General features: G+C 71.8%; 21 protein-coding genes. 10 read left to right on the plus strand and 11 right to left on the minus strand.

Going from position 1 to position 21,655, the window contains the following annotated elements; genetic code table 11:
* Positions 1 to 19 precede the first annotated feature (19 nt).
* From AB0O93_RS00950 to AB0O93_RS00960, 3 genes are read right to left on the minus strand one after another with little or no spacing between them, the layout of a single operon-like run.
* Entirely contained in the window at positions 20 to 1,573 is a 1,554-nt protein-coding gene (locus AB0O93_RS00950; RefSeq protein WP_363339648.1) for a GMC family oxidoreductase, read from the minus strand.
* A complete protein-coding gene (locus AB0O93_RS00955; RefSeq protein WP_363339650.1) occupies positions 1,570 to 2,946 on the minus strand; it encodes an alpha/beta hydrolase in 1,377 nt (458 codons plus the stop codon). The genes AB0O93_RS00950 and AB0O93_RS00955 overlap by 4 nt, the downstream gene beginning before the upstream one ends.
* Complete coding sequence (locus tag AB0O93_RS00960) at positions 2,943 to 3,842, minus strand: SDR family oxidoreductase (protein WP_363339652.1); 900 nt, start codon at positions 3,840 to 3,842, stop codon at positions 2,943 to 2,945. Before AB0O93_RS00960 ends, AB0O93_RS00955 begins: the two co-directional genes overlap by 4 nt.
* A gap of 115 nt (positions 3,843 to 3,957) precedes the next feature.
* Between AB0O93_RS00960 and AB0O93_RS00965 the strand changes: the two genes are divergently transcribed.
* On the plus strand, positions 3,958 to 4,389 hold the full coding sequence (locus tag AB0O93_RS00965; protein WP_363339654.1) for an SRPBCC family protein: 432 nt from the start codon (positions 3,958 to 3,960) through the stop codon (positions 4,387 to 4,389).
* Between the two features lie 74 nt (positions 4,390 to 4,463).
* Here the strand turns inward: AB0O93_RS00965 and AB0O93_RS00970 are convergent, their stop codons facing one another.
* The 3 genes from AB0O93_RS00970 to AB0O93_RS00980 form a co-directional block, all read right to left on the minus strand.
* Positions 4,464 to 5,387 (minus strand): SDR family oxidoreductase, encoded by a 924-nt coding sequence (locus AB0O93_RS00970; protein ID WP_363339656.1) that lies wholly within the window; start codon positions 5,385 to 5,387, stop codon positions 4,464 to 4,466.
* 127 nt (positions 5,388 to 5,514) lie between these two features.
* The gene (locus AB0O93_RS00975; protein ID WP_363339658.1) at positions 5,515 to 6,351 is read right to left on the minus strand and encodes a helix-turn-helix transcriptional regulator; all 837 of its coding nucleotides are present in this window, start codon (positions 6,349 to 6,351) and stop codon (positions 5,515 to 5,517) included.
* Positions 6,352 to 6,630: 279 nt separating this feature from the next.
* On the minus strand, positions 6,631 to 9,585 hold the full coding sequence (locus AB0O93_RS00980; protein ID WP_363339660.1) for an endo-1,4-beta-xylanase: 2,955 nt from the start codon (positions 9,583 to 9,585) through the stop codon (positions 6,631 to 6,633).
* 305 nt (positions 9,586 to 9,890) lie between these two features.
* Between AB0O93_RS00980 and AB0O93_RS00985 the strand changes: the two genes are divergently transcribed.
* Complete coding sequence (locus AB0O93_RS00985; protein WP_363339662.1) at positions 9,891 to 11,609, plus strand: long-chain-fatty-acid--CoA ligase; 1,719 nt, start codon at positions 9,891 to 9,893, stop codon at positions 11,607 to 11,609.
* Between the two features lie 20 nt (positions 11,610 to 11,629).
* Here AB0O93_RS00985 and AB0O93_RS00990 read toward each other — a convergent pair whose 3' ends face one another.
* On the minus strand, positions 11,630 to 12,499 hold the full coding sequence (locus tag AB0O93_RS00990; RefSeq protein WP_363339664.1) for an SDR family oxidoreductase: 870 nt from the start codon (positions 12,497 to 12,499) through the stop codon (positions 11,630 to 11,632).
* Positions 12,500 to 12,605: 106 nt separating this feature from the next.
* Between AB0O93_RS00990 and AB0O93_RS00995 the strand changes: the two genes are divergently transcribed.
* A complete protein-coding gene (locus AB0O93_RS00995; protein ID WP_363339666.1) occupies positions 12,606 to 13,022 on the plus strand; it encodes a helix-turn-helix domain-containing protein in 417 nt (138 codons plus the stop codon).
* Here the strand turns inward: AB0O93_RS00995 and AB0O93_RS01000 are convergent.
* On the minus strand, positions 13,010 to 13,627 hold the full coding sequence (locus AB0O93_RS01000) for a GNAT family N-acetyltransferase (RefSeq protein WP_363339668.1): 618 nt from the start codon (positions 13,625 to 13,627) through the stop codon (positions 13,010 to 13,012). The two genes, AB0O93_RS00995 and AB0O93_RS01000, sit on opposite strands and share 13 nt — an antisense overlap.
* A gap of 62 nt (positions 13,628 to 13,689) precedes the next feature.
* Here AB0O93_RS01000 and AB0O93_RS01005 point away from each other — a divergent pair, with 62 nt between their 5' ends.
* From AB0O93_RS01005 to AB0O93_RS01020, 4 genes are all read left to right on the plus strand, one after another.
* The gene (locus tag AB0O93_RS01005) at positions 13,690 to 14,298 is read left to right on the plus strand and encodes a helix-turn-helix domain-containing protein (protein ID WP_363339670.1); all 609 of its coding nucleotides are present in this window, start codon (positions 13,690 to 13,692) and stop codon (positions 14,296 to 14,298) included.
* Between the two features lie 244 nt (positions 14,299 to 14,542).
* Positions 14,543 to 14,818: an HD domain-containing protein gene (locus AB0O93_RS01010; protein ID WP_363339672.1), complete on the plus strand. Its 276-nt coding sequence runs from the start codon at positions 14,543 to 14,545 to the stop codon at positions 14,816 to 14,818.
* A 33-nt stretch (positions 14,819 to 14,851) separates the two neighbouring features.
* Positions 14,852 to 15,277, plus strand: coding sequence for a GIY-YIG nuclease family protein (locus tag AB0O93_RS01015; protein WP_363339674.1), 426 nt, complete (start codon positions 14,852 to 14,854; stop codon positions 15,275 to 15,277).
* Between the two features lie 158 nt (positions 15,278 to 15,435).
* On the plus strand, positions 15,436 to 15,606 hold the full coding sequence (locus AB0O93_RS01020) for a CsbD family protein (RefSeq protein ID WP_363339676.1): 171 nt from the start codon (positions 15,436 to 15,438) through the stop codon (positions 15,604 to 15,606).
* A 62-nt stretch (positions 15,607 to 15,668) separates the two neighbouring features.
* On the opposite strand, the gene AB0O93_RS01025 is transcribed toward AB0O93_RS01020, so the two are convergent.
* On the minus strand, positions 15,669 to 16,340 hold the full coding sequence (locus tag AB0O93_RS01025) for an NAD(P)-binding domain-containing protein (RefSeq protein WP_363339678.1): 672 nt from the start codon (positions 16,338 to 16,340) through the stop codon (positions 15,669 to 15,671).
* Between the two features lie 24 nt (positions 16,341 to 16,364).
* Positions 16,365 to 18,044, minus strand: coding sequence for a glucose-6-phosphate isomerase (gene pgi, locus AB0O93_RS01030; protein ID WP_363339680.1), 1,680 nt, complete (start codon positions 18,042 to 18,044; stop codon positions 16,365 to 16,367).
* Between the two features lie 61 nt (positions 18,045 to 18,105).
* Here pgi and AB0O93_RS01035 point away from each other — a divergent pair, with 61 nt between their 5' ends.
* The 3 genes from AB0O93_RS01035 (at position 18,106) to AB0O93_RS01045 (ending at position 20,702) form a co-directional block, all read left to right on the plus strand.
* On the plus strand, positions 18,106 to 18,933 hold the full coding sequence (locus tag AB0O93_RS01035; RefSeq protein ID WP_363339682.1) for a Cof-type HAD-IIB family hydrolase: 828 nt from the start codon (positions 18,106 to 18,108) through the stop codon (positions 18,931 to 18,933).
* A gap of 108 nt (positions 18,934 to 19,041) precedes the next feature.
* Positions 19,042 to 19,911 (plus strand): 3-methyl-2-oxobutanoate hydroxymethyltransferase, encoded by an 870-nt coding sequence (gene panB / locus AB0O93_RS01040; RefSeq protein WP_363339684.1) that lies wholly within the window; start codon positions 19,042 to 19,044, stop codon positions 19,909 to 19,911.
* Positions 19,908 to 20,702 (plus strand): SDR family oxidoreductase, encoded by a 795-nt coding sequence (locus AB0O93_RS01045; RefSeq protein WP_363339686.1) that lies wholly within the window; start codon positions 19,908 to 19,910, stop codon positions 20,700 to 20,702. The genes panB and AB0O93_RS01045 overlap by 4 nt, the downstream gene beginning before the upstream one ends.
* 13 nt (positions 20,703 to 20,715) lie before the next feature.
* Here the strand turns inward: AB0O93_RS01045 and panC are convergent, their stop codons facing one another.
* The gene (panC, locus tag AB0O93_RS01050; RefSeq protein WP_363339688.1) at positions 20,716 to 21,651 is read right to left on the minus strand and encodes a pantoate--beta-alanine ligase; all 936 of its coding nucleotides are present in this window, start codon (positions 21,649 to 21,651) and stop codon (positions 20,716 to 20,718) included.
* Positions 21,652 to 21,655: the final 4 nt, after the last annotated feature.

Consider the following 21,655-nt stretch of genomic DNA (forward strand, 5'->3'; position numbering starts at 1 on the left):
CTCGGCGGTCGCTGACCGCTCAGGCCGCCCGAGAGGCCAGCATCCGATCCGCGGTCCGCAGCGACAGGGCCATCTGCGCGAGACACGGGTTCGCCGACAGCGCGCTCGGGAAGGTCGAGTTGTCGCACACCCACAGGTTCGGGATGTCGTGGCTGCGCCCGTCCGCGTCGACGACGCCGTCCGCGGGGTCGGTGCTCATGCGGCACGTGCCGAGGGTGTGCGCGGTCCGGGCGAGCACACGCGTCTCCTTCGCCCCGGCCGCTTCGAGGATGCCCGTGAGCGTCCGCGCAGCGTGGCGGTCGAGCGCCTCTTCGTTCGCCCCCGGGGTGAACGTGATCTCGGCCCTCGGGACCCCGAACTCGTCCACCTCGTCGGTGAGGACGAGGCGGTTCTGCTCGGCGGGAAGGCATTCGCCGTTTATCCCGACACCGACGGAGTACTGCCACTCATCGAGGGCGTCCATGAGCTCCTGTCCCCACAGGCCGCCGCCGCGGACGAGGGTGGTGGCGTAGGTGACGGGCATGACGCCGAGACTCTGGATCAGATAGCCGCCCGCGAAATCGACGCCTGCGGGACGGGCGAAGTCCTCGCTGATGAGCGCCGACGGGTAGCCGCGGTAGCCGCGGATCTGCGCGTCGAAGCGTCCCCACACCTGCAGCGCGCCATGGGCGAGGAAGTTCCGCCCCACCGCGCCGCTCGAATTCGCAAGCCCGGTGTGCAGAAGCAGGCGCGGAGTCTCCACGCCCCCCGCCGCGAGGACCAGGGATGCGCACCGCTGCCGCACCTCCTGACCGTCGCGCGTGTAGAGGACGGCTGACACGCGTCCGCGGGCGTCGAGCTCGATCCCGTGCACGGTGCTGTCCGGGCGGATCTCCGCGCCGGCGGCGACGGCGGCCGGGAGGTAGGTGTTCGCGGTGGTGGCCTTCGCGTCGCTCCGGTCTCCCTGGTGGATGCTCCCGAAGTTCCGGTTCCGCGACCGGTGTCCGTAGTGGGGCTGGTCGTGGTCGCGGGTGAGGATCGCGGCGGGCGCGGTGGCTGTGCGGATGCCCTCGCGCGCGCAACCGTCCGCGACGACGTCCGCGGGGGCGTTTCGCGCGACCGCCGGCCAGTGGTACTCGCGCCCCTCGTCCCACGGATACGGCGTCGGGCCGGAGACGCCGACGGCGCGCTCGACCTCTTCGATGTAGCGGCTGAGCTCCTCGGGATCGACGGGCCAGTCGGCGCCGACGCCGAACTCCGACCGCAGCCGCAGATCGCGCGCGTCGGGACGCGGCGTGAACGCACCCCAGTGCAGGGTGCCGCCGCCGACTCCGCGCCCGCTGTTGTTGGGCCCGAATGCGGTGGGCGCTTCGCCACCGCTGATCCGCTCCGACATCCAGTTCACGCGGGTGCCCTCGGGCTCGTCGGGGACGAAGTCGGTGACGTCGAAGTTCGGCCCGGCCTCGAGCGCGACGACGCGAAGACCCGCCCCTGCGAGCCGCGCAAGAAGGGGACCGCCGCCGGCGCCGGTGCCGACCACCACGACGTCCACGGTCTCGTCGGTGGGATAGGTGCGCATGCCGGTGAGGTTCATGAGGGGTCTTCCGTGGAGGAGAGGATGCCGAGCGAAGAGGGCTCCCACGCGTCGCGGTGATCGGCGCGCAGCTCCGAGAATCCGGGATCCGACGTGCCGACGCCCGTGACGAATCCGTCGAAGGCGATCCGCGCCGAGGACGCGGGGTGCGAGACCCACGCCTGTGCGAGATCCACGCGGAGGTCCTCGAACCAGCGGCGCGTGGTGTCGGCATCCCACGCGGATCCGTCGAACCCGTCGCCGGCGATGATCTGCGCGATGAGGGCGTCCTGTTCGGTGGCGGAGCCCGGCCACACCGCGATCAGGGCGTCGAGCCCCGCGCGGGCGGCGTCGGCATCCGACGGCAGCCCCGGCGGCCGCCAGCCGTCTCCGCGGCCCGCGGCGAGGTCGCGGTCGATGCGGAGCGCGAGGTCGAAGCGGTCGTCTGCGGCGCGCGGGACGAGGCGCGCGGCCAGCGCGCGCAGCATCGTCAGCTGCGGTGGTGTGAGAGCCTGCGGGCCCGCGTCGACATCGTCGGCGAGAGCCCGGCGGGAGAGGATGCCGCGGGTCTCGGGATCGGTCCGCTCGGACGCGATGATCCGACCCCAGTCCGCGGGAACGGGCGCGGATGCCGCGAGGATGCGCTCCCACAGGCGCGCGATCGCGGCGGCGACCTCGCGCGGTCGCTCGTAGGGGAGCAGATGCCCGGTGTCGGAGAGTGCGACCACCTCGCCGCGGGGGAGCAGGTCTGCGATCAGGCCCGGCTGGGCGTCGGCTCCGAGGTCTTCGTCCGCGTCGCCGGCGAGGACCACGGCGGGAAGATCGGCGATGTCGAGACCGTCCCGGACGTCCTCGCGGCTTCCGGTCTCGAGCCATCGGCGCCAGGAGAGGGGCGACATCCGCTGCACCTGAGCGATCGCGGTCGACTCGGTGTCGGGGTCGAGCGGCGCGGCGACGTTCTCGGAGACGAAGTCTCGGGCGTGCTGCGGAGAGATCGGACCGTCCGCCACCCACGCGAGCATGCGCGCGCGTCGTTCCTCGTCCATCGGTTCGGGCGTGGTCGGCGACGGGGCGAGGAGGACGAGCCCGGCGAGCCCGAACAGCGGGGCGGCCCCGCGGAGGACGCGATCGGCGACGACGGCGGCGATCTTTCCACCCATGCTGTGGCCGCAGAGGATCCACGGGCCACCCGTCGCGCGCGCGGCGATCGCTGTGACCACCGCGTCGGCGAGGGCGGCGACACCGGCGTCGGCGGCATCCGGTGCGTCGCCGTGGCCGGGCAGGTCGATACCGACGACGTCGAAGCCCTCGGGCAGGTGCGCGGCGATCGGTGCGGCCGCCTCGCCTGCGAAGCCGAGGCCGGGGAGCACGTAGACCGTGCAGACGGGTCTCACGGGGTGATCATCCCGCCGTTGACGTTGAGCGTCTCGCCCGAGACGTAGCTCGACTCCGACGAGGCGAGGAAGACGTATGCCGGCGCGAGCTCGGCCGGCTGGCCGGAGCGCTGGTAGGTGTTCTCGTCGTCGAAGGCCTGCATCTGCTCGTCCGAGACGCCGTCCGAGACCTGGAGGGCGGTCCACACCGGGCCGGGGGCGACCACGTTCACACGGATGCCGCGATCGGCGAGCTGAACGGCGAGACCCTTGGAGAGGTTGTTGATCGCCGCCTTCGTCGCGGCGTAGTCGAGTCGATCCGGAGCGGGCTTGTACGCCTCGAGGGATGCGGTGTTGATGATGCTGGAACCGGCCGGGAGGTGAGCGAGGGCGGCCTTGGTGAGCCAGAACGGCGCGAAGAGGTTGGTGCGGAAGGTGAGCTCGAACTGCTCGTCGCTGAGGTCCTCCACGCGGTCCACCGCGATCTGCCGGCCGGCGTTGTTGACGAGGATGTCGAGGCCGCCGAGCATCCCCACTGCCTCGTCGATGATCTCGCGGCACCGGGTCGCATCGGCGATGTCGGCGATGATCGCGTGACCCTGGGCTCCGGCATCCGCGATGAGTTCGAGGATGTGCGCGGCGTCCTCGGTCTCGTCGGGCAGGTGCACGATCACCACATCGGCGCCCTCTCGCGCGAATGCGATCGCCGTGGCGCCGCCGATTCCCGAGTCGCCGCCGGTGATGAGCGCCTTGCGACCCGCCAGTCGACCCGTGCCGCGGTAGGTCTTCTCGCCGAGGTCGGGGACCGGCTGCATCCGCGCCTGCACGCCCGGTTCGGGCTGATGCTGGAGGGGCGGCTCGACCCGGGCGTAGCGGCGTACCGGGTCGTCGAACGTGTACTGGTCCGAAGTGCTCATGCCGTCACGATAGGTCGGCGGTTCCGTTCGAACTCGGGGTTGCGGAAATGTCGCCGATGCGCAATCAGAACGTCGCCATGGCCCGGGGAGCGCAGGCGTGGGGGAGGATGAGGGCATGTTCACCGTGGCCGAGACGATCCTGATCGAGCGCGACCCCGCCGCGGTGTTCGCGTATCTGACCGACCCGGCGAACCGCTCGCGCTGGGACACGTCGGTGATCTCGGAGGAGATCACCTCGGACCCGCCGGTGCGTCCCGGTACGACCCTCCGCACGCGCATGCGGGTCATGGGCCGTGAGGTCGAGTACGACTGGCGCGTGACGCACTTCGAGCCGCCGGTCGTCATGGCCGCGCGCAGCAGCGCCGGCATCATGCCGACGACCCTGCGGTTCGACTTCTCCGAGCGCGGCGAGGCGTGCCACGTCCGCGCCGAGATCGAGGCGAGCCCCGGCGGGATGCTGCGCTTCGTCGAACCGGTCGTGGCCGACACGGTGCGCTCGACCCTCGCGCAGGGGCTCGCCCGCGCGAAGGCGCAGCTCGAGGCGTAGGCCGCGCCCGTTCATGTGGCAGGTGTGGCCGCCTCGCGCGCGTGGAGGGGGCCGCGAGCGCCACATGAGCGACGCTATCCGCGCGCGCCGACAGCGATCTGCGCTTCGGAGATGTCCCACACCCGCCGGGCGTCGGCCATCGAGCGCAACGGCTCCCACAGCTCCACCCGCGTCGGCGGTCCGGCGATGATCCGCTTCGGTCCGTAGAACTCGTCGCCCGCGGCATCCGTCGCCGTCGCCGCCCGCAGTGCCGGAAGCGCCGCCGACTGCGGTGTGCCGGTCACGCCGACGCGCGAGAGAGCCCCGATGATCCGGCGTTCGGGGGTCACACGGGCGCGGCCCATTCCCGGCTGAGCGGCGAGAAGGTTCGTCGGGGAGACGCCAGGGTGCGACAGGTTGCTCGAGATGCCCCACCCGCCCGCGCGGCTGCGGGCGTCGAGCTCGCGGGCGAAGAGCCCGACCGCGATCTTCGATGCCGAGTACGCCCGCATCGCGTCGTACTCCCGCGCGCTGTCGATGTCGTCCCAGAGGATCGATCCCGACCGTGCGGCGATGCTCGTCTGGTGCGTGACGCGGGCGCGTCCGGCGCGCAGCAGCGGCAACAGGCCGAGAGTCAGAGCGACGTGGCCGAGGTGGTTGGTGCCCCACTGCAGCTCGAATCCGTCGGCGGTCTCCGTCCGCTGAGGCGGGCGCATGACGCCGGCGTTGTTGATCAGGATGCCGATCGGGCGCCCTTCGGACGACAGGTGCGCGACCAGCCCGCGGACCGAGGCGAGGGACGACAGGTCCAGCGTCGGGACGGTCACGCGCGCCCCCGGCGTGGCCTCGCGAATCCGGGCTACGGCGCGCTCCCCCTTCTCGGCTGACCGCGCGGGCAGCACCAGGTCGGCCCCCGCGCCGGCGAGGCGGGTGGCGATGACGAGCCCGATGCCGTCGGTGGCGCCGGTGACGACGGCGAGGGTTCCGGACTGGTCGGGGATGTCGAGAGCGCGGGTCATGGGATCCTCCTCGGTCGCGGGCCGTCGTTCGGCTCGCGTGCATCCATGCTCGGGGCCGTGCTGACGCCCATCCAGGGCCTGTCGATCCACGGCTGCGCGGTCCGCGTCACGCGCGGCCGCGGCATCCTCAGCGCTGTAGATCCGCCCCGACGACGGCGAGGAGGCGGAGCTTCTCGTCGCTCTCGCTGCCGGGCACCGCGGTGTACACCAGCAGGCGATGCGACTGATCGGGATCGAGGAGCGTCTGGCAGTGCAGCGCGAGGTCACCGACGACCGGGTGCGCGAAGCGCTTGAGCTCGGTCGGACGGATGCCGATCTCCTGCGCGTCCCACACGCGACGGAACTCGGCGTGGTCCTCCAGTGCGGCCACCAGTTCGGCGGCGCGTGAGCGCGGACCGCGCAGGGCGAGGAGCTCACGGAGCCCCGCGGCGTACACGCGGGAGAGCTGCTCCCGCTCCTCGGGCGGATACGGCGCGCGCATCCGCGGGTCGGTGAACCAGCGGTATCCGACGCTGCGTTCCGGTCCGCGCCGTGTGGAGGCGTCGCCGGTCAGAGCGATGCCGAGCGGCGTCTGGCGCAGCGTCTCGCCGAGCTCGGTGATGATCTCGGCGGGAGTGTCCGTGAGGCGGTCGAGGATGCGCAGCAACCCGGGGGCGACGAAGTCGCTCGCCGGGCCGCGGGAGGGAGGGTTGTGGCCGGCGAGACGGAAGAGGTGGTCCCGCTCGTCGAGGCTGAGGTGCAGCCCCTGCGCGATCGCGGTGACCATCTGCTCGGACGGATGCGGTCCCGTCCCGCGCTCGAGTCGGGCGTAGTAGTCGGTCGACATGTGACTGAGCGCCGCGACCTCTTCGCGGCGGAGCCCGTCGGTGCGCCGTCGCGGTCCGCGCGGGAGGCCGACGTCCTCGGGCTGGAGCGCTTCGCGGCGATGCCGGAGGAACGCCGCCAGGCCGGGTCGATCGATCACGTACGCGCCCTTCTCGAGGAGTTCCTTTCTACCTCGGGGCGGTGTGCGGAGCCACGGCCCATTGATCCACCCCTCGCGGGTGCGGGGGCGGTTTCGGGTGGCAGGTGTCGCCGCCTCAAGTGCGCGGAGGGGGCGACGAGCGCCACCCGAACGCGCCCGCGGCGATACTCCGCCCGCCGGAAACCAGACCACCCCCGCGCCGACGGAGTGACGTCCGCGGCGCGGGGGTGGCGGGGGTGCTCTCGCCGCGGAGGCCCGGAGCCGCGCGAGAGCTGCTCGCTAGCTCAGACCGGCCCGCGAGCGTCGGATGCCGCGGACGACGAACGCGCCACCCGCAGCCAGAAGGGCCCCGCCCGCGAGGAGCGGCAGGAGGAACGACCCGGCGAGACCGGTGACCGCGAGTGCGCCGTCTCCCTCATGACCGCCCGTTCCGCCGGATGCCGCGTCATCGCCGTCGGATCCGCCGTCACCGGGGACCGGTGCCGGGGTCGTCGGCTCGGGGTCGGGCGTCGGCGTCGGCGTCGGGTCCGGGTCCGGGTCCGGGTCCGGCGTCGGCTCGGGGCTCGGCGCCACGTCGCCCTCGTCGACCGCGAGTTGGATGACGCCCCACCGGGAGGTGTTGTTCCAGCTCGATCCGGTCGGGTCGGCCCAGTTGCGCACGCCCACGCGGGTGCCGTCCCGGGCGTCGTTGACCTGCACGTCGAAGCCGTGCAGCGACTCCTCGCCCCCGGCATCCAGGAGGCTGATGGCCGCCTCGACGACGTATCCGCCGTCCACGACCTGGACCGCAGACGTCACGCGCGCCTGCTGGGCCGCGGCGTCACCCGAGCCGAAGCTCAGCTCGTTCTCGGCGTTGATGCGCAGCTGCATGTCGGTGGCCAGGTAGGTGCCGTTCTTGCGGTTGCCGAGGTCGAGGAAGACCTCGATCGAATCCCGCTCGTGCGCGGCGCCGGCGGAGGTGTCGATCACGTCGTCCTGCACCTCGGCGAGGAGGAACAGCGTGTCGCCGTCGCCGTTCCAGGCGAGACGGACGTCCGCGGATGCCGAGTCCGTGCCGTTGATCTGCTTGCCGGTGGTGATGCCCACCGCGTCGGCCCACGCCGCGTCGATGTCGCCGTCGATCGTCGGAACGTCCGCGATCTCGGTGATCGCGGCGAACGACAGGGGCTCGCGGAGGGTGACCTCGCCGAGCACGCCGGCGTCGTTCCACCCGAGCACGGCGTCGCCGTCGTCGACCGCGACGTCGAAGCGAACGATGTCGCCCTCGGCGAGGCCCGCAGCGGGGACGTGGGCGACGAGGCGCCAGCCGTCCGCTGTTTCGCCGACGACGGCGTCGATGTCACCGCTGCCGTCGCGTCCGACCGTGTAGGTGTCGCCGCCGAGGGTGAAGGTGACGGCATCGGTCGCGTCGGCGTCGGTGTCGGCGACCTCGACGAGCGCGGTGACGTGGTCCGGCGACCAGCGCAGACCGAAGGCGTGCCGATCGGCGATCGGGGTGGGGGCGAGCTGATCCCACGCGACGTCGGTGACGGCGTCCTCGGTGAGCTCCACGGTGCCGCCGAAGGCGTTCATCGCGCGAGGCTCGGCTGGGATCGAGAGCCCTGCGGCACCGCGGTAGGCCCACTTGCCGTTGAAGTAGTCGTCGAACAGCAGCGGGGCGCCGTCGTAGTACCGCCACGAGCCCATGTCGCGGAGGCCCCACACGGTCACCGAGTACATCGTCTCGGGGCCGGCGTGGAACTCCTTGAAGATGTCGAACGCCTGAGCGGTGACGTGGCCCTGGCGGATGAGGTTCCGCTCGGTGACCGTGCCGATCGCGATGTCGAACTCGGTGACGGCGTGCACGAGCCCGAGGCCCGCGAACTTCTCCAGCGCCGCTTCCATGTTGGCCAGGTTCAGCGACGACATGGTGGTGTGGAACTGGTGACCGACACCGGTGATCGGGACGTCGCGCTCGAGCAGACGCACCACGAGGTCGTAGTAGCGCTGCAGCTTCGACGTCGCGCTCGCGCCGCCCTCGGTGCCGTACTCGTTGATGAAGAGCTCGACGGGGTGAGCGACGCCCTCCGCGGCGTAGGTCTCGTTGAAGCTCTCGTCGGCCGCGCGGAACGCGATGTCGATGAACTCCTCGCCGAGGATCTGGAAGAAGCGCGAGTTGCGCAGCTGCGGGTTCTGTCCGTCGTTGATGACCTCGTTGACGACCTCCCACGCCTTCATCGGGTTGCCGGCGCTTCCGTAGGGGCCGTAGCGCTCGGCGAAGTACGCCGCCACGTTGTCGATGTGGGTGCGGATGCGCTCGGTGAGGATCGCCTTGTCGGCATCCGAGTTCGTCAGCTCGCGCGATGTGTTGTCCCCCGCGGTCTCGCGGAAGAACCACGCGGGGATCTGGCTGTGCCAGAGCAGGACGTGACCGAAGACCCGACCGTCGTTCTCGACGGCCCACTCGGCGAGCGAGTCCGCCTGGGGGTTGGTGGAGACGAACGAACCGTCGGCGTTGTACCAGGCCTCGGGCTTCATGTGGTTCTCCGCCGAGACGGAGTCGAAATGGGTGGAGAGCGTCGGCTCGCCGGAACCCGCGGCGATGCGGGAGTCGCCCGCGGCGCCGATCGGGAAGGGCAGCGTCGACTTCAGCGGAGTGGAGTCGTCGATGACGACCGTGCGCGGGGCGTATCCGGTGAGCAGGGTGTCGTCGACCCAGAATCCGGCATCCGCGGCGTCGGCGGTGATGAGGAGGCGGCCGAGCTCGGCGCCGGCGGCGGGTGTGTAGTCGCCGACGATCTCGATCCAGCCGTCGGCGGTCGCAGCGCCCGAGGCCACCGGGACGACGGTGCCGCCCTGCTCGACCCCGACCCGGACGGTCGTGGCGGGAGTCCCCGGGTGCAGGCGCGTCCACACCGAGATCGTGGACCGCTCACCCGCGGTGAGGTAATCGGCCAGGGGGAGGGCGGCGCCCTCGCCGGCGTCGGCACGGCCGGTGACCCGCATCGAGGTTGCGTGGCTGAGGCCGATGCTTTCGGGGATGGTCTGCCGTTCCACCGTGACGGAGCCGCCGCTCGGCGCCCACGGCGCCAGGCGCCCGGACTCGAAGTTGTTGAACCAGATGGTGTACGGACTCAGGTCTTCCTCCGCGGCGGATGCGGCGGAAGGGGCCGCGGCGCCGAGAAGGAGGGCGACCGTGGCGAGGGCGGCGCCGAGGCGCTTCCCGCCTCTCGGGCGCAGGCCGGACGTTCGCATAATGCTCCTTTGCACTTCACTGACGCGCCACCCGGCGGCGGGGGCGCGCGCGCCCGGGGGATCTCCATGCGACGACGGATGCAGGCGCGGCGCCGGCCACGCTTCCACAGAATGGTGCCGCTAACAACAAATTTCGAAAGGTTTCCGTCGCGGGTGTTCGAGTGCGCGTTCGTGTGGCCCGTGTGGCCGCCTCAGATGCGAGGAGAGGGCCGCAACTGCCACACGAACCGCTCGCGCGATGACGGATGCCGCGGTGCGGCGCCGCTGTCAGGCCCCGCACGGTCGGGGCGTCCTACGCTGAACGGGTGACGAACAGCGACGCTCCGGCATCCGAATCCCCCCTCCGCGACCGCCCGTGGCTCTCGGCCTACGCCGAGGGCGTGCCGCACGAGATCGAGCCCGTCCGCGACACCCTCGTGGCGATGCTCGAGGGAGCGGTCGCGCGGTTCGGCGATCACGTCGCCCTGGAGTTCTTCGGCGCGGAGACCACGTACGCCGAGCTCGAGGACCAGGTGTTGCGGGCGGCGAGTGCGCTGCGGAAGCTCGGCGTCAAGGCGGGGGACCGGGTCGCGCTGATCCTCCCCAACTGCCCGCAGCACGTGGTTGCGTTCTACGCCGCTCTCCGCATCGGAGCCATCGTCGTCGAGCACAATCCGCTGTACACCGCTCGCGAGCTCCGCCACCAGTTCGAGGTGCACGAGGCGGTCGTCGCGATCGTGTGGGACAAGGTCGCCGACCTCGTCGCCGACTTCCCGAGCGACATCGCGCCGCGCGCGATCGTCGCCGTCCGCCTCCCGGATGCCCTGCCCTGGCTCAAGCGGGTGGCGCTGCGTCTGCCGGTGCCCGCGGCGCGGGCCTCGCGCGAGGCGATGACCGCGAAGCCGTCGGCACGCGGCATCCGCTCGTGGAAGAGCTGGGTGAAGGAGCGGAGGCTGCCGAAGAAGTGGCCCGCTCCCACGCTCGACGACACGGCGCTGCTGCAGCTGACCAGCGGAACCACGGGGACCCCGAAGGCGGCGATCCTGTCGCATCGGAACCTCCGCTCGAACGCCGCGCAGGGTCGCGCGTGGGTGCCGGGGCTCCGCGAGGGGGAGGAGACCTTCTACGCGGTGCTGCCCATGTTCCACGCGTACGGGCTGACCCTCTGCCTCACCTTCGCGATGTCGATCGGCGCCCGAGTGGTGCTCTTCCCCAAGTTCGACGTCGACATGGTCGTCACCGCGGCGAAGTCGTCGCCGCCGACGTTCCTCCCCGGCGTCCCTCCGATCTACGACGCCCTGGCCCGTGCGACCTCGCGCAAGGGCGTCGACCTCTCGACGATCCGCTTCGCGATCTCGGGCGCGATGAGCCTCCCGGTGGCGACCGTCGCGCGCTGGGAGGAGGCCACCGGCGGCCTTCTCGTCGAGGGATACGGAATGACCGAGACCTCGCCCGTCGCCCTCGGCAACCCGATCGGCCCGTCGCGGCGCCCGGGCACCGTCGGTGTTCCGTTCCCCAGCACCGAGATCCGCGTCGTCGACCCCGAGGATCCGGCGAGCGACCGCGCGATCGGTGACGCCGGCGAGCTCCTCATCCGCGGCCCGCAGGTGTTCGGCGGCTACTGGCGCCGGCCCGACGAGACGGCCGCGGTGATGCTCGAGGGCGGCTGGCTGCGCACCGGCGACATCGTCACCGTCTCCGAGGACGGCTTCGTCACCGTCATCGACCGGGTCAAGGAGCTCATCATCACGGGCGGCTTCAACGTCAGCCCGAGCGAGGTCGAGCAGGTGCTCATCCAGCATCCGGATGTCGCGGATGCCGCGGTCGTCGGGCTTCCGCGTCCCTCGGGCGGCGAGGAGGTCGTCGCCGCGGTGGTGCTGGCGGACGGCGCAGCCTTCGACGCCAACGCACTGCGTGATTTCTGCCGGTCGCACCTCACCGCGTACAAGGTGCCCCGCCGGGTGGTGCAGGTCGATGACCTGCCGCGCTCGCAGATCGGCAAGGTCCTGCGCCGCCGCGTCCGCGAGGAGCTCCTCGCCGACTGAGCCGCGCAGGACCCGCGCTCTCACGCCCGGGCGGCGGCGACCTCGGCACGAAGCGTCTCGGCGAGGGGCGTCGTCGCGCGCCCGATGAGGCGCGCGAGGGTGCCGTCGGATTCGGCCAGCACCCCGCCGGCGATGCCCTCGTCGATGCTCGCGACGAAGGGCGCGACGTCCGCGGGCAGGCCGAAGCCCTCCAGGGTCGCCGTCCTCTCGGCGGGGGTCTGGGCGACGAAGCGCACCTCCCGGCCGAGGATCTCGCCCGCGGTGGCGGCGAGCTCGTCGTAGGTCCAGGCCGTGTCGCCACCGAGCTCGTAGATCCGGCCGGCGTGGCCGTCCTCGGTCAGGACGGCGGCGGCGGCCTCGGCGTAGTCCTTCCGGCTCGCGCTCGCCACGCGGGCGTCGCCCGTCGCCGCCGCGATGACGCCGGACTCGGCCGCGCCCAGGACGTCCTGGGTCTGGTTCTCGTGGTACCAGTTGTTGCGGAGCACGACCGCGGGAACGCCGGAGGCGGCGATGATCTCCTCGGTGATGCGGTGGCTCTCTCCCAGCGGCCACACGAACGACGTCGCGCGTGCGACGCTCGTGTACACCAGGAGCTCGACGCCCGCCGCGGCGGCCGCCTCGATGACCGTGCGGTGGCCGTCCACGCGGTTCGCGACGTCCGGACCGGAGATGAGAAGCACGCGGCTCACGCCCGCGAGGGCGGCGGTCACGGTCGCGGGGTCGTTGACGTCCAGCGGCACGACGGTGACGCCGAGGTCGCGGAGCGGGGCGCCCTTCTCCGCGGTGAAGACGCCCGCGACGATGTCGGCGGGGGCGACCCCGCGGGCGAGGAGGGAGTCGACGACGTGGCGACCGAGGTGACCGGATGCACCGGTGACGAGAATGCTCATGGGAGGTCCTTTCGCGAGTGCGGGCGTGTGCGCGCCCTCTCGCCAACGGGGCGCATCCGGACCGCATTCCAATTCGTGGGTACCCACTTTGAGGTAAGGTACCCACGTGAAGGTGAGTTTCTCGGATCTGCGGGAGCAGCACGCCGGTGTCTTCCGCGAGAGCTGCCCCACCCGGACGGTTCTCGACCACGTCATGTCGAAGTGGGGGGTCCTCATCCTGTTCGCCCTCACCGATGGCGCGATCCGCTGGGGTGACCTCCGCCGCAGGATCGACGGCATCAGCGAGAAGATGCTCTCCAGCACGCTGCGCACGCTCGAGTCGGACGGCCTCGTCGTCCGCACGTCCTACCCCGAGGTCCCGCCCCGTGTGGACTACGCCCTGACGGATCTCGGGGATGCGCTGATGGAGAAGCTCGGCCCGCTCATGGAGTGGGTCGCCGCCCATGCGGACGGTATCGTCGCCACCCCCGACGCGCGCCGGGCGGAGGGCCGCGTCGGGCGGGAAGCGGATCAGGCGACCTGAGGAGGGCGGAGCATCGCCATGGGGCGCGCGCCGTCGAGGCCGTCGATCGCACCGAGCTCCACGAAGCCGAGCCGCGTGTAGAGGCGACGGTTGATCGAGGTCGACGATTCGAGGTAGGCCGCCTGCCGCATCCGGTCGAGGGCGGCGAGGTGTGTCGTCAGCAGTCGTCGGCCGATGCCGAGTCCCCGGGCCTCGGGTGCGACGCCGATCTCGGCCAGATACCAGTGCGGCTCGCGCGGACGTCGCGCGGCGAAGATCGCAGAGACCCGGGCCGCGCGCAGGAGTGCCGCGGGGCCGAGGGCGCGTAGGAGCTGAGGGAGCTGTGCGAGACGGCGGAGGATGCCGCCCCGCCGCGCGGCCGGCCCCTCCCACGCGGCGACCCCGAGGATCCGCCCGGACTCGTCGCGCGCGAGGTCGACCGTGCCGGTCGGGAACGGGCCGGCGGCGAGGGTGGTGCGGAAGAGCGCGGTGAGCCGGCGTGCGCGGTCCGGCCCCGCGGGGACCACGGCGAGCAGCGCGGGGTCGTCGGCGAAGGCCCGTGCGAGAACGCGAGCGGCGTCGTCGAGGTCGTCGATGCGGGCGGGGGTGATCGTCACGGTGGTCATCGAAGGCTCCTTTTGGTCCGAGTGGATAAAAGTAGGATGGCGGACATGTCTCGGAGAACTCTGTGAGCGACGGTCGCGCCCGCCCTTATCTGTCGGTGACAGAGCGCCGCGCGGTCCTGCTCGACGCGGCGGTCGCGGTCCTGCGCGACGGGGGCGTGGAGGCGCTGTCGCTGCGGACCGTCGCCGATCGGGCCGGCGTCGCCCACCGCGTGGTGTCGTACGCCTTCGGATCCAAGGCCGAGCTGGTCGCGGCGCTGCTCCTGCGCGAGACGTCGTCCGCCGTGGATGCCGCGTGGACGGCGCCGATGGCGGACCCGGGGTTCGAACCCTCCGTGGAGGTGGCGCTCACGGCGTACGCGGCAGTGATCCGAGCGGACCCGCGCCTGACGGAGAGCCTCGCCGCGCTCACGGCGTCGGCGCGCCTGTCGCCGGAGCTCCGCGAGGCGGCGCAGAGCGAGGCTGCGCTGGCGCGCGACCGCGTCCACGCGCTCGTGACGGACTGGGCGGGGGCGAACCCGGGCTCGGAGATCGACGTCGACCGGGCGGTGACCGGGATCCACGCCGCGGCCGAGGGGATCACCGGGTGGTGGCTCGCGACGCGGGACGATGATCGGCTTCCCGACGTCATCCGCGCGTTCACGGCCGGGATCGCGGCCGCCGCGAGACGGTGAAGGCCGGTCGGAGAGGCATCCGACCGGCCCGCAACCCTTGCACCGAGAGTAATCACATGTCCGGTTCCCGCCACAGCAAACGGTTACCGTGCGAGCACTCTATAACGGTGATGTAACGGAAGGGAAGACCTTTTCCGGAAGGACGTGCGGTCAGTCGGCCAGCGCTCGCGCTTCTGGCAGGAAACCGTCGCGGACTGCCCGGCGAAGGACGGCGGCGAGCGGTGCCGCGCGGCGATAGTCGGGTGTGCAGATCTCCGACTTCTCCGTCCCCGAGACCCCCGCGGCGCGGGCCGCGCTCGAGCTCGCCCGCGCCTATCAGTCTCCCGCCCTCACCGCTCACGCGATGCGATCCTGGCTCTGGGCGGAGGGCTTCGCACAGATCGACGGAGTCGACCGCGTCGATCATGAACTGCTCTATGTCGCCGCCGTCCTGCACGACATCGGAACCGTCGTCGAATACGACGACCACACCCTCTCGTACGAGCACGCCGGCGGCCACGTCGCCGTCGCGCTCGGCTGATCGAACGTCGGTGCCCTCCTCTACCGTCTCCTCATGACGATCGTCGGAGGGATGCCGGGACCCTGCACGCTGTGCGGAAGCGACGCCGGCATCCGCGCGGCGGACGGCTGGAGGTGCGCGGACTGCGGCTGGCGCGTCGGCGACGCTCCCGACTCCGACCTGCCGATGCCGACGATCGAGGTCGTCTACTACCTGCGGTTCGCCGAGCGGATCAAGATCGGGACCTCCCGGCATCCGCGCCGGCGGGTGCGGGCGATCTGGCACGACGAGCTGCTCGGGTTCGAGCGGGGCGGGCGCTCGCTCGAACAGCGACGACACCGTGAGTTCGCGACCGTGCGCGAGGGCGGGGAGTGGTTCCGCGACACCCCGGAGCTGCGGGCGCACATCGATGCCGTCACCGGGGGCGTTCCGCCGTGGCAGGCGTACGCGCGCTGGGTGGCGGAGGCCCTCGCGGGCTGAGCCCTCGGTCTCGCGCCGCATCGGCCGAAGCGCACCACCCGCCCGAAACCGGCCCCAATCTTTTTTGTGACGAATCGTGCCGCGTGCGCCTCTCATTCGTGAAGGCGGTTCTCCGAACCTCTTCACCGAGACACATCCACCGAGAGAAGGGACGCCTCATGGGCCTCGACGACAAGATCAAGAACGCCGCGCAGGACCTCACCGGCAAGGCGAAGGAAGCGATCGGCAACGCGACCGACAACGACAAGCTCGCCGCGGAGGGCAAGGCCGACCAGGTCAAGGCCGACGCGAAGAAGGCCGGCGAGGACGTCAAGGACACCTTCAAGTAAGCCGCTGATGACGAAGGGCGCCCCCCGGGAGGGGGCGCCCTTCGTCGTTCTCGTGCGGGCGCTCAGCGCTCGGCGGCGGTGAGCTTCTCGCGCAGCTGGTCGGCCGTCAGACGGATGCCGTATCCCGGCTGGTCGCGCTCGATCCGCCAGCTCTCGGCGACCTCCAGTGCGACGGTGTCGAAGCCGAGTTCGTCGTACAGCGCCGTGAGGAACGCCGTCGCCTCGGGGTGGTCGCTCGCCGCGACGAGCGCGCGGCGATCCGGGGCGCCGGCTTCGGCGGCATCCGTGAGGATCTCCGCAGACGGGATGTGGTTGAAGCCCTTGACGACCTTCGCGTCGGCGAAGTGGTCCTGCACCATCCGCGTCGTGGTCGTCTGCTTCTGCTCGAGAGCGTCGATGCGGCCGTCGCGCTCCCAGTAGTAGTTGTTCGTGTCCACGACGATCTTCCCCGAGAGCGGTGCCGCGGGGATGTCGGTGACGTTCTTCAGCGGCACGGTGACGACGACCCACTCGCCGGCCTCCGCCGCCTCGTCCGCCGTGGCGGCGCGCACGCGGTCGCCGAGGCGCTCCACGAGCGGGGCGAGCGTCTCCGGGCCGCGCGAGTTGCTGATCACGACGTCGTAGCCGTGGGCGGAGAGCGCCTCCGCGAGGGTGCTGCCGATGTGTCCTGCTCCGATGATTCCTACCGTGGTCATGTGGGGCCCAACGCAGCGCGGCCGGGTGGGAATTCCCATCCGGCCGCGCTGATGTGTCGAGGCTCAGCCCCGGTGCGTGCGGTAGTACTCCAGGAGTGCCTGCGTCGAGGCATCCTGTGCGGCGATCGCGTCCTCGTCGCCCTCGATCGCGGGCGCGATCTGCAGCGCGAGCTGCTTGCCGAGCTCGACGCCCCACTGGTCGAAGGAATTGATACCCCAGACGGTGCCCTGCGTGAAGGTGATGTGCTCGTACAGGGCGATGAGCTCGCCGAGCACGCGGGGGGTCAGCGCCGGAGCGAAGATCGACGTCGTCGGGCGGTTGCCGGCGAACGTGCGCGCGGCGACAAGTGCGCCGGTGGTGCCCTCGGCTTCGACCTCCTCGGCGGTCTTGCCGAACGCCAGCGCCTTGGTCTGGGCGAGGAAGTTCGACAGGAACAGGCCGTGCACGTCGCGGCCGCCGTCCTCGAGGGGGTAGGCGGGGTTCACGAACGCGATGAAGTCGGCCGGGATCAGGCGCGTGCCCTGGTGGATGAGCTGGTAGAACGCGTGCTGCCCGTTCGTCCCCGGTTCGCCCCAGAAGACCTCGCCGGTGTCGGTGGTGACGGGGGAACCGTCCCAGCGCACCGACTTGCCGTTGGACTCCATCGTCAGCTGCTGGAGGTACGCGGGGAAGCGGCTCAGCTGCTGGGCGTAGGGGAGGACGGCGTGCGACTGCGCGCCGAGGAAGTTCACGTACCAGACGTTCAGCAGCCCCATGAGGACCGGGACGTTCTCGGCCAGCGGCGTCGATCCCACGTGCTCGTCGACCGCGTGGAAGCCGGCGAGGAGATCGCGGAAGACCTCGGGGCCGAACTCGATCACGAGCGACACGCCGATCGCCGAGTCCACCGAGTAACGCCCGCCGACCCAGTCCCAGAAGCCGAACGCGTTCACCGGATCGATGCCGAACTCGGCGACCTTCTCCAGCGCCGTCGAGACGGCGACGAAGTGGTGCGCCACGGCATCCGTCCGGGCGTCGTCGGAGTCGTCGATCGCGCCGGCGGCGGCGAGTCCCGCCCACAGCCAGTCGCGGGCGAGACGGGCGTTGGTGAGCGTCTCCAGCGTCGTGAAGGTCTTCGACGCGACGATGAACAGCGTCGTCTCGGGGTCGAGGTCGGCGGTCTTCTGCGCGAGGTCGGTCGGGTCGATGTTCGACACGAACCGGGCCTGGATGCCGGCATCCGCATACGGCTGGAGGGCGGTGGAGATCATCACCGGACCGAGGTCGGAGCCTCCGATGCCGATGTTGACGACGTGCGTGACCTTCTTGCCCGTCACCCCCTGCCACTCGCCCGAGCGCACGCGCTCGGCGAAGGCCGACATCGCCTCGAGCACCGACTGCACGTCGGCGTCGACGTCCTGCCCGTCCACGACGAGCGCCGGCGACGCGCCCGCGGGGCGGCGGAGGGCGGTGTGCAGAACCGCGCGGTCTTCGGTGGTGTTGATGTGCGCGCCCGCGCGCATCGCCGCGTAGCGGTCGGCGACGCCGGTCTCTTCGGCCAGGCGTACGAGGGCGGCGACGATCTCGGCGTCGACGAGGTTCTTCGACAGGTCGACGCGCAGGTCGTCCAGATCGAACGTCAGCGCGCTCACGCGGTCGGGGTCTGCCGCGAACCAGGCGCGCAGATCGGGGGTGAAGCCGTCGCGGAGCCGTGCGAGCTCCGCCCAGGCGGACGTGCCGGTGGGGTCGATGGGTGCAGTCACACCGCTACCGTAGCGGCCCCGCCCGCGGGCGGCATCCGTGCGGTGTGCGACGCTGGAAGGCGTGACTTCCGCCGAGGACCTGCGCCTGATCGCCGTCGACATGGACGGCACGCTGCTGGATGCGCAAGGCCGGGTGCCGGATGCGCTGTGGCCGCTCCTGGAGGAGCTGCGGGCGCGCGACATCCACTTCGCCCCCGCGAGCGGTCGCCAGCTCGCCACGCTGCAGGAGGCGTTCCCCGATCACCGCGACGAGCTCGTCTTCATCGCCGAGAACGGCGGGTACGTCGTGCGGGCGGGCGAGGAGGTCAGCTCCGTCGCGATGGACCGGGACGTCGTCGACGCCGTGCTCGCGCGCCTGACCGACCTCGCTGCCCACGAGGATCTCGGGGTGGTGCTGTGCGGCAAGGCCTCCGCGTACATCGAGCGGACGGATGCCGCGTTCGCCGACGAGGCCGCGACGTACTACGCGCGTCTCTCGCACGTGTCCGCGCTCGCCGACGTGGACGATCAGATCCTCAAGATCGCCGTCTACGGCTTCGCGGGCGGTGAACGGGTCGCCGCGGCGCTCGCCGACGTGCGCGAGACCCACCAGGTCGTGGTCTCGGGCGCCCACTGGGTCGACGTCATGAACCGGGGCGTCAACAAGGGCGTCGCCCTCACCGCGCTGCAGCGCGCCCTGGGGGTGGGCCCCGAGAACACCGCCGCGTTCGGGGACTATCTGAATGACCTCGAGATGCTGGATGCCGCGCATCTGTCGTCCGCGATGGCGGGCGCGCATCCCGAGGTGGTCGACCGCGCCCGCTTCCGCGCGCCCTCGCACACCGAGGAGGGGGTCATCACGACCATCCGCGGATTGCTGGACGCGGAGGATCCGGCATCCTTCGCGTGAGCGGCCGGGCCCCACGTCGCGCGGGAGTCTGACAGGCTGGAGGATGCCCGCCGGCCCGCGGACTCGCGTGTGAGCCCGGCGTCGAGCGGCTCGGAGAGGAGGCGCGACATGCGCACCACCATCGAGCGGATCCGTGCGATGCGCGATGCGGGGGAGCGGTTCACCATGGTCACCGCGTACGACTACACCTCGGCGCGCCTGGTCGAACGCAGCGCCGTCGACACGATCCTCGTCGGCGACTCGGTCGGAATGGTCGTGCAGGGGCACGACAGCACCCTGCCGGTGACCCTCGACGACATGATCTACCACACGCGCATGGTGGCCCGCGGAGCCTCCCGCCCGATGATCGTCGCCGACCTTCCCTTCGGCACTTACGCGATCGAGGACGACGCCGTCCGCGCCGCCACCCGTCTCATGGCCGAGGGCGGATGCCAGTCGGTCAAGCTCGAGGGCGGGGTCGCGCAGGCGTCGACGATCCGTCGCCTCGTCGAGATCGGCATCCCGGTCCTCGCCCACATCGGCTTCACGCCGCAGTCGGTCCATGCGCTCGGCCTCCGCGTCCAGGGGCGCGGGCGCGATCAGGCGCGGCGCGTGCTGCGCGACGCGCTCGCGGTGCAGGCCGCCGGAGCGTGGGGCGTCGTGCTCGAGCTCGTGCCCGCCGAGCTCGCCGCGGCCATCACCGCACGGCTCGACATCCCCACGGTGGGGATCGGTGCGGGCGCCGGGTGCGACGGACAGGTGCAGGTCTGGCACGATCTCCTCGGACTCTACGACGACTTCGTGCCGCGCCACGCGCGCCGGTTCCGCTCACTCGGCGGCGAGACGGTCGCGGCCCTCGACGAGTACGCCGCGGCCGTCCGTGACGGCTCGTTCCCCGCGGCGTCGAACGCGTCGTCGTGGGACGCGGCGGAGGTTGCCGCAGCGCTCGACGGCGTCGACGACCTCGGCGAGGTCGACGGTTCCGAGGGCTTCGGGTGAGCATCCCCGTCGACGACGGCGCGGTCCGTCCGCGAAGCCTCGCCGGTCGCACGGCGCTCGTCACCGGTGGCCGCGTGGGGATCGGCCGCGCGATCGTGGATGCGCTCGCCGACCGCGGTGCCCGGGTCCTCGTCGGCGGACGGGACGCCGTGACCCTCGCTCCGCGGATCGCGGAGCTGCGGGCGGGCGGCGTCGACGCGCACGCGTTCGCCGCGGACGTCACCGATCCCGGTGAGCTGGACGCCGCGTTCGCCGCGGCGGCGCAGGGGGGCCTCGTGCCCGACATCCTCGTCAACAACGTCGGCATCCGCGACCGTCGCGGCGTGCGCGATCTCGACACGGCGGCCTTCTCGGCGCTCGTGGGGGCGGACCTCGTCGCGGTCTACGACGTGATCCGTCGGTGCCTGGCCGGAGCCGAGGCCGCCGGCGGAGCGCTCCGGTCGATTGTCACGGTGTCGTCGGTGGCGGCCCTCCGTGGGCGCGCGGGCGATCCCGGGTATGCCGCGGCGAAAGCGGGACTCGACGGGCTCACGCGGTCCCTCGCGTCCGAATTGGGACCCCTCGGATGCCGCGTCAACTCCGTCGCGCCCGGCACCATCGTCACCGACTCCAACGCCGACCTGCTCGTCGACGTGCGGATCGCCGACGTCGTCGCGACCCGCACCGCGCTCGGCCGCTGGGGGACCCCCGCCGAGGTCGGGGCGCTGGTGGCGTTCCTCGCATCGGACGAGGCGTCCTACCTCACCGGTCAGACCGTGGTGGTCGACGGTGGGCTCTCCACGCTCTTCTGATCCGCGACGGACGTCAGGGGCGCAGCAGCTCGTTGTCGATGAGCCGCACGCCCCCGACCGGCGCGGCGACGATCGCGAGCGCCTCCGCCTCGATCCGGGTGAGCGGGGCGAACGAGTCCGGGTCGACGATCGCCCAGTACTCCGGCTCGATCCCGGCCGTGCGCAACGACGCGATCGCCCGTGCGGTGAGGGAAGCGGCATCCGTCTCGCCGTCGGCGACGGCGGCACGGGCCGTGGCGAGCGAACGCGGGATCGCGAGGGCCTGGTCGCGATCGGCGGCGCTCAGCCGGACGTTCCGACTCGACAGCGCCAGCCCGTCGGTGTCGCGGACGGTCGGGACGGCGTGGATCTCGATCGGGATGTTCAGGTCGCGCACGAGCCGGCGCACCACGGCGACCTGCTGCGCGTCCTTCCGGCCGAACCAGGCGGCGTCGGCGCCCACCATGAAGAAGAGCTTGGTGACCACCAGCGCCACCCCGTCGAAGTGGGCCGCGCCGCGCGCCGCTCCCTCCCATGGCTCGCTCACCCCTCCGACGCGGATGCCGGTGGAGAAGCCCGCGGGGTAGACCTCGCCGGGACTCGGGGTGAAGACCACGGTGGCTCCCGCGGCGGCGGCCATCGCGGCATCCGTCTCGGGATCGCGCGGGTAGGCGGCGAGGTCGGCGGCATCGGTGAACTGCATCGGGTTGACAAAGACCGACACGACGACCTCGTCCGAGACCCGCGCGGCCTCGCGGATGAGGGTCAGGTGTCCCTCGTGGAGGGCGCCCATCGTGGGGACGAGGCCGATTCGACCCCCGCGGCGACGAACGGGGTCGAGGGCGGCCCGCAGCTGCGCCACGGAATCGATCACGCGCATCCGCCGAGCGTACTTCGTCGACGCGCTCGACGTCGCCGCCGCCCGGCTCTGCGCCGCCTCCGCCCCCGCGTCGGATCCCTCGGGCATCATGGGG

This window comes from Microbacterium sp. NPDC077184, assembly GCF_040687055.1.
In the GTDB taxonomy this organism is placed as follows: Bacteria; Actinomycetota; Actinomycetes; order Actinomycetales; family Microbacteriaceae; genus Microbacterium.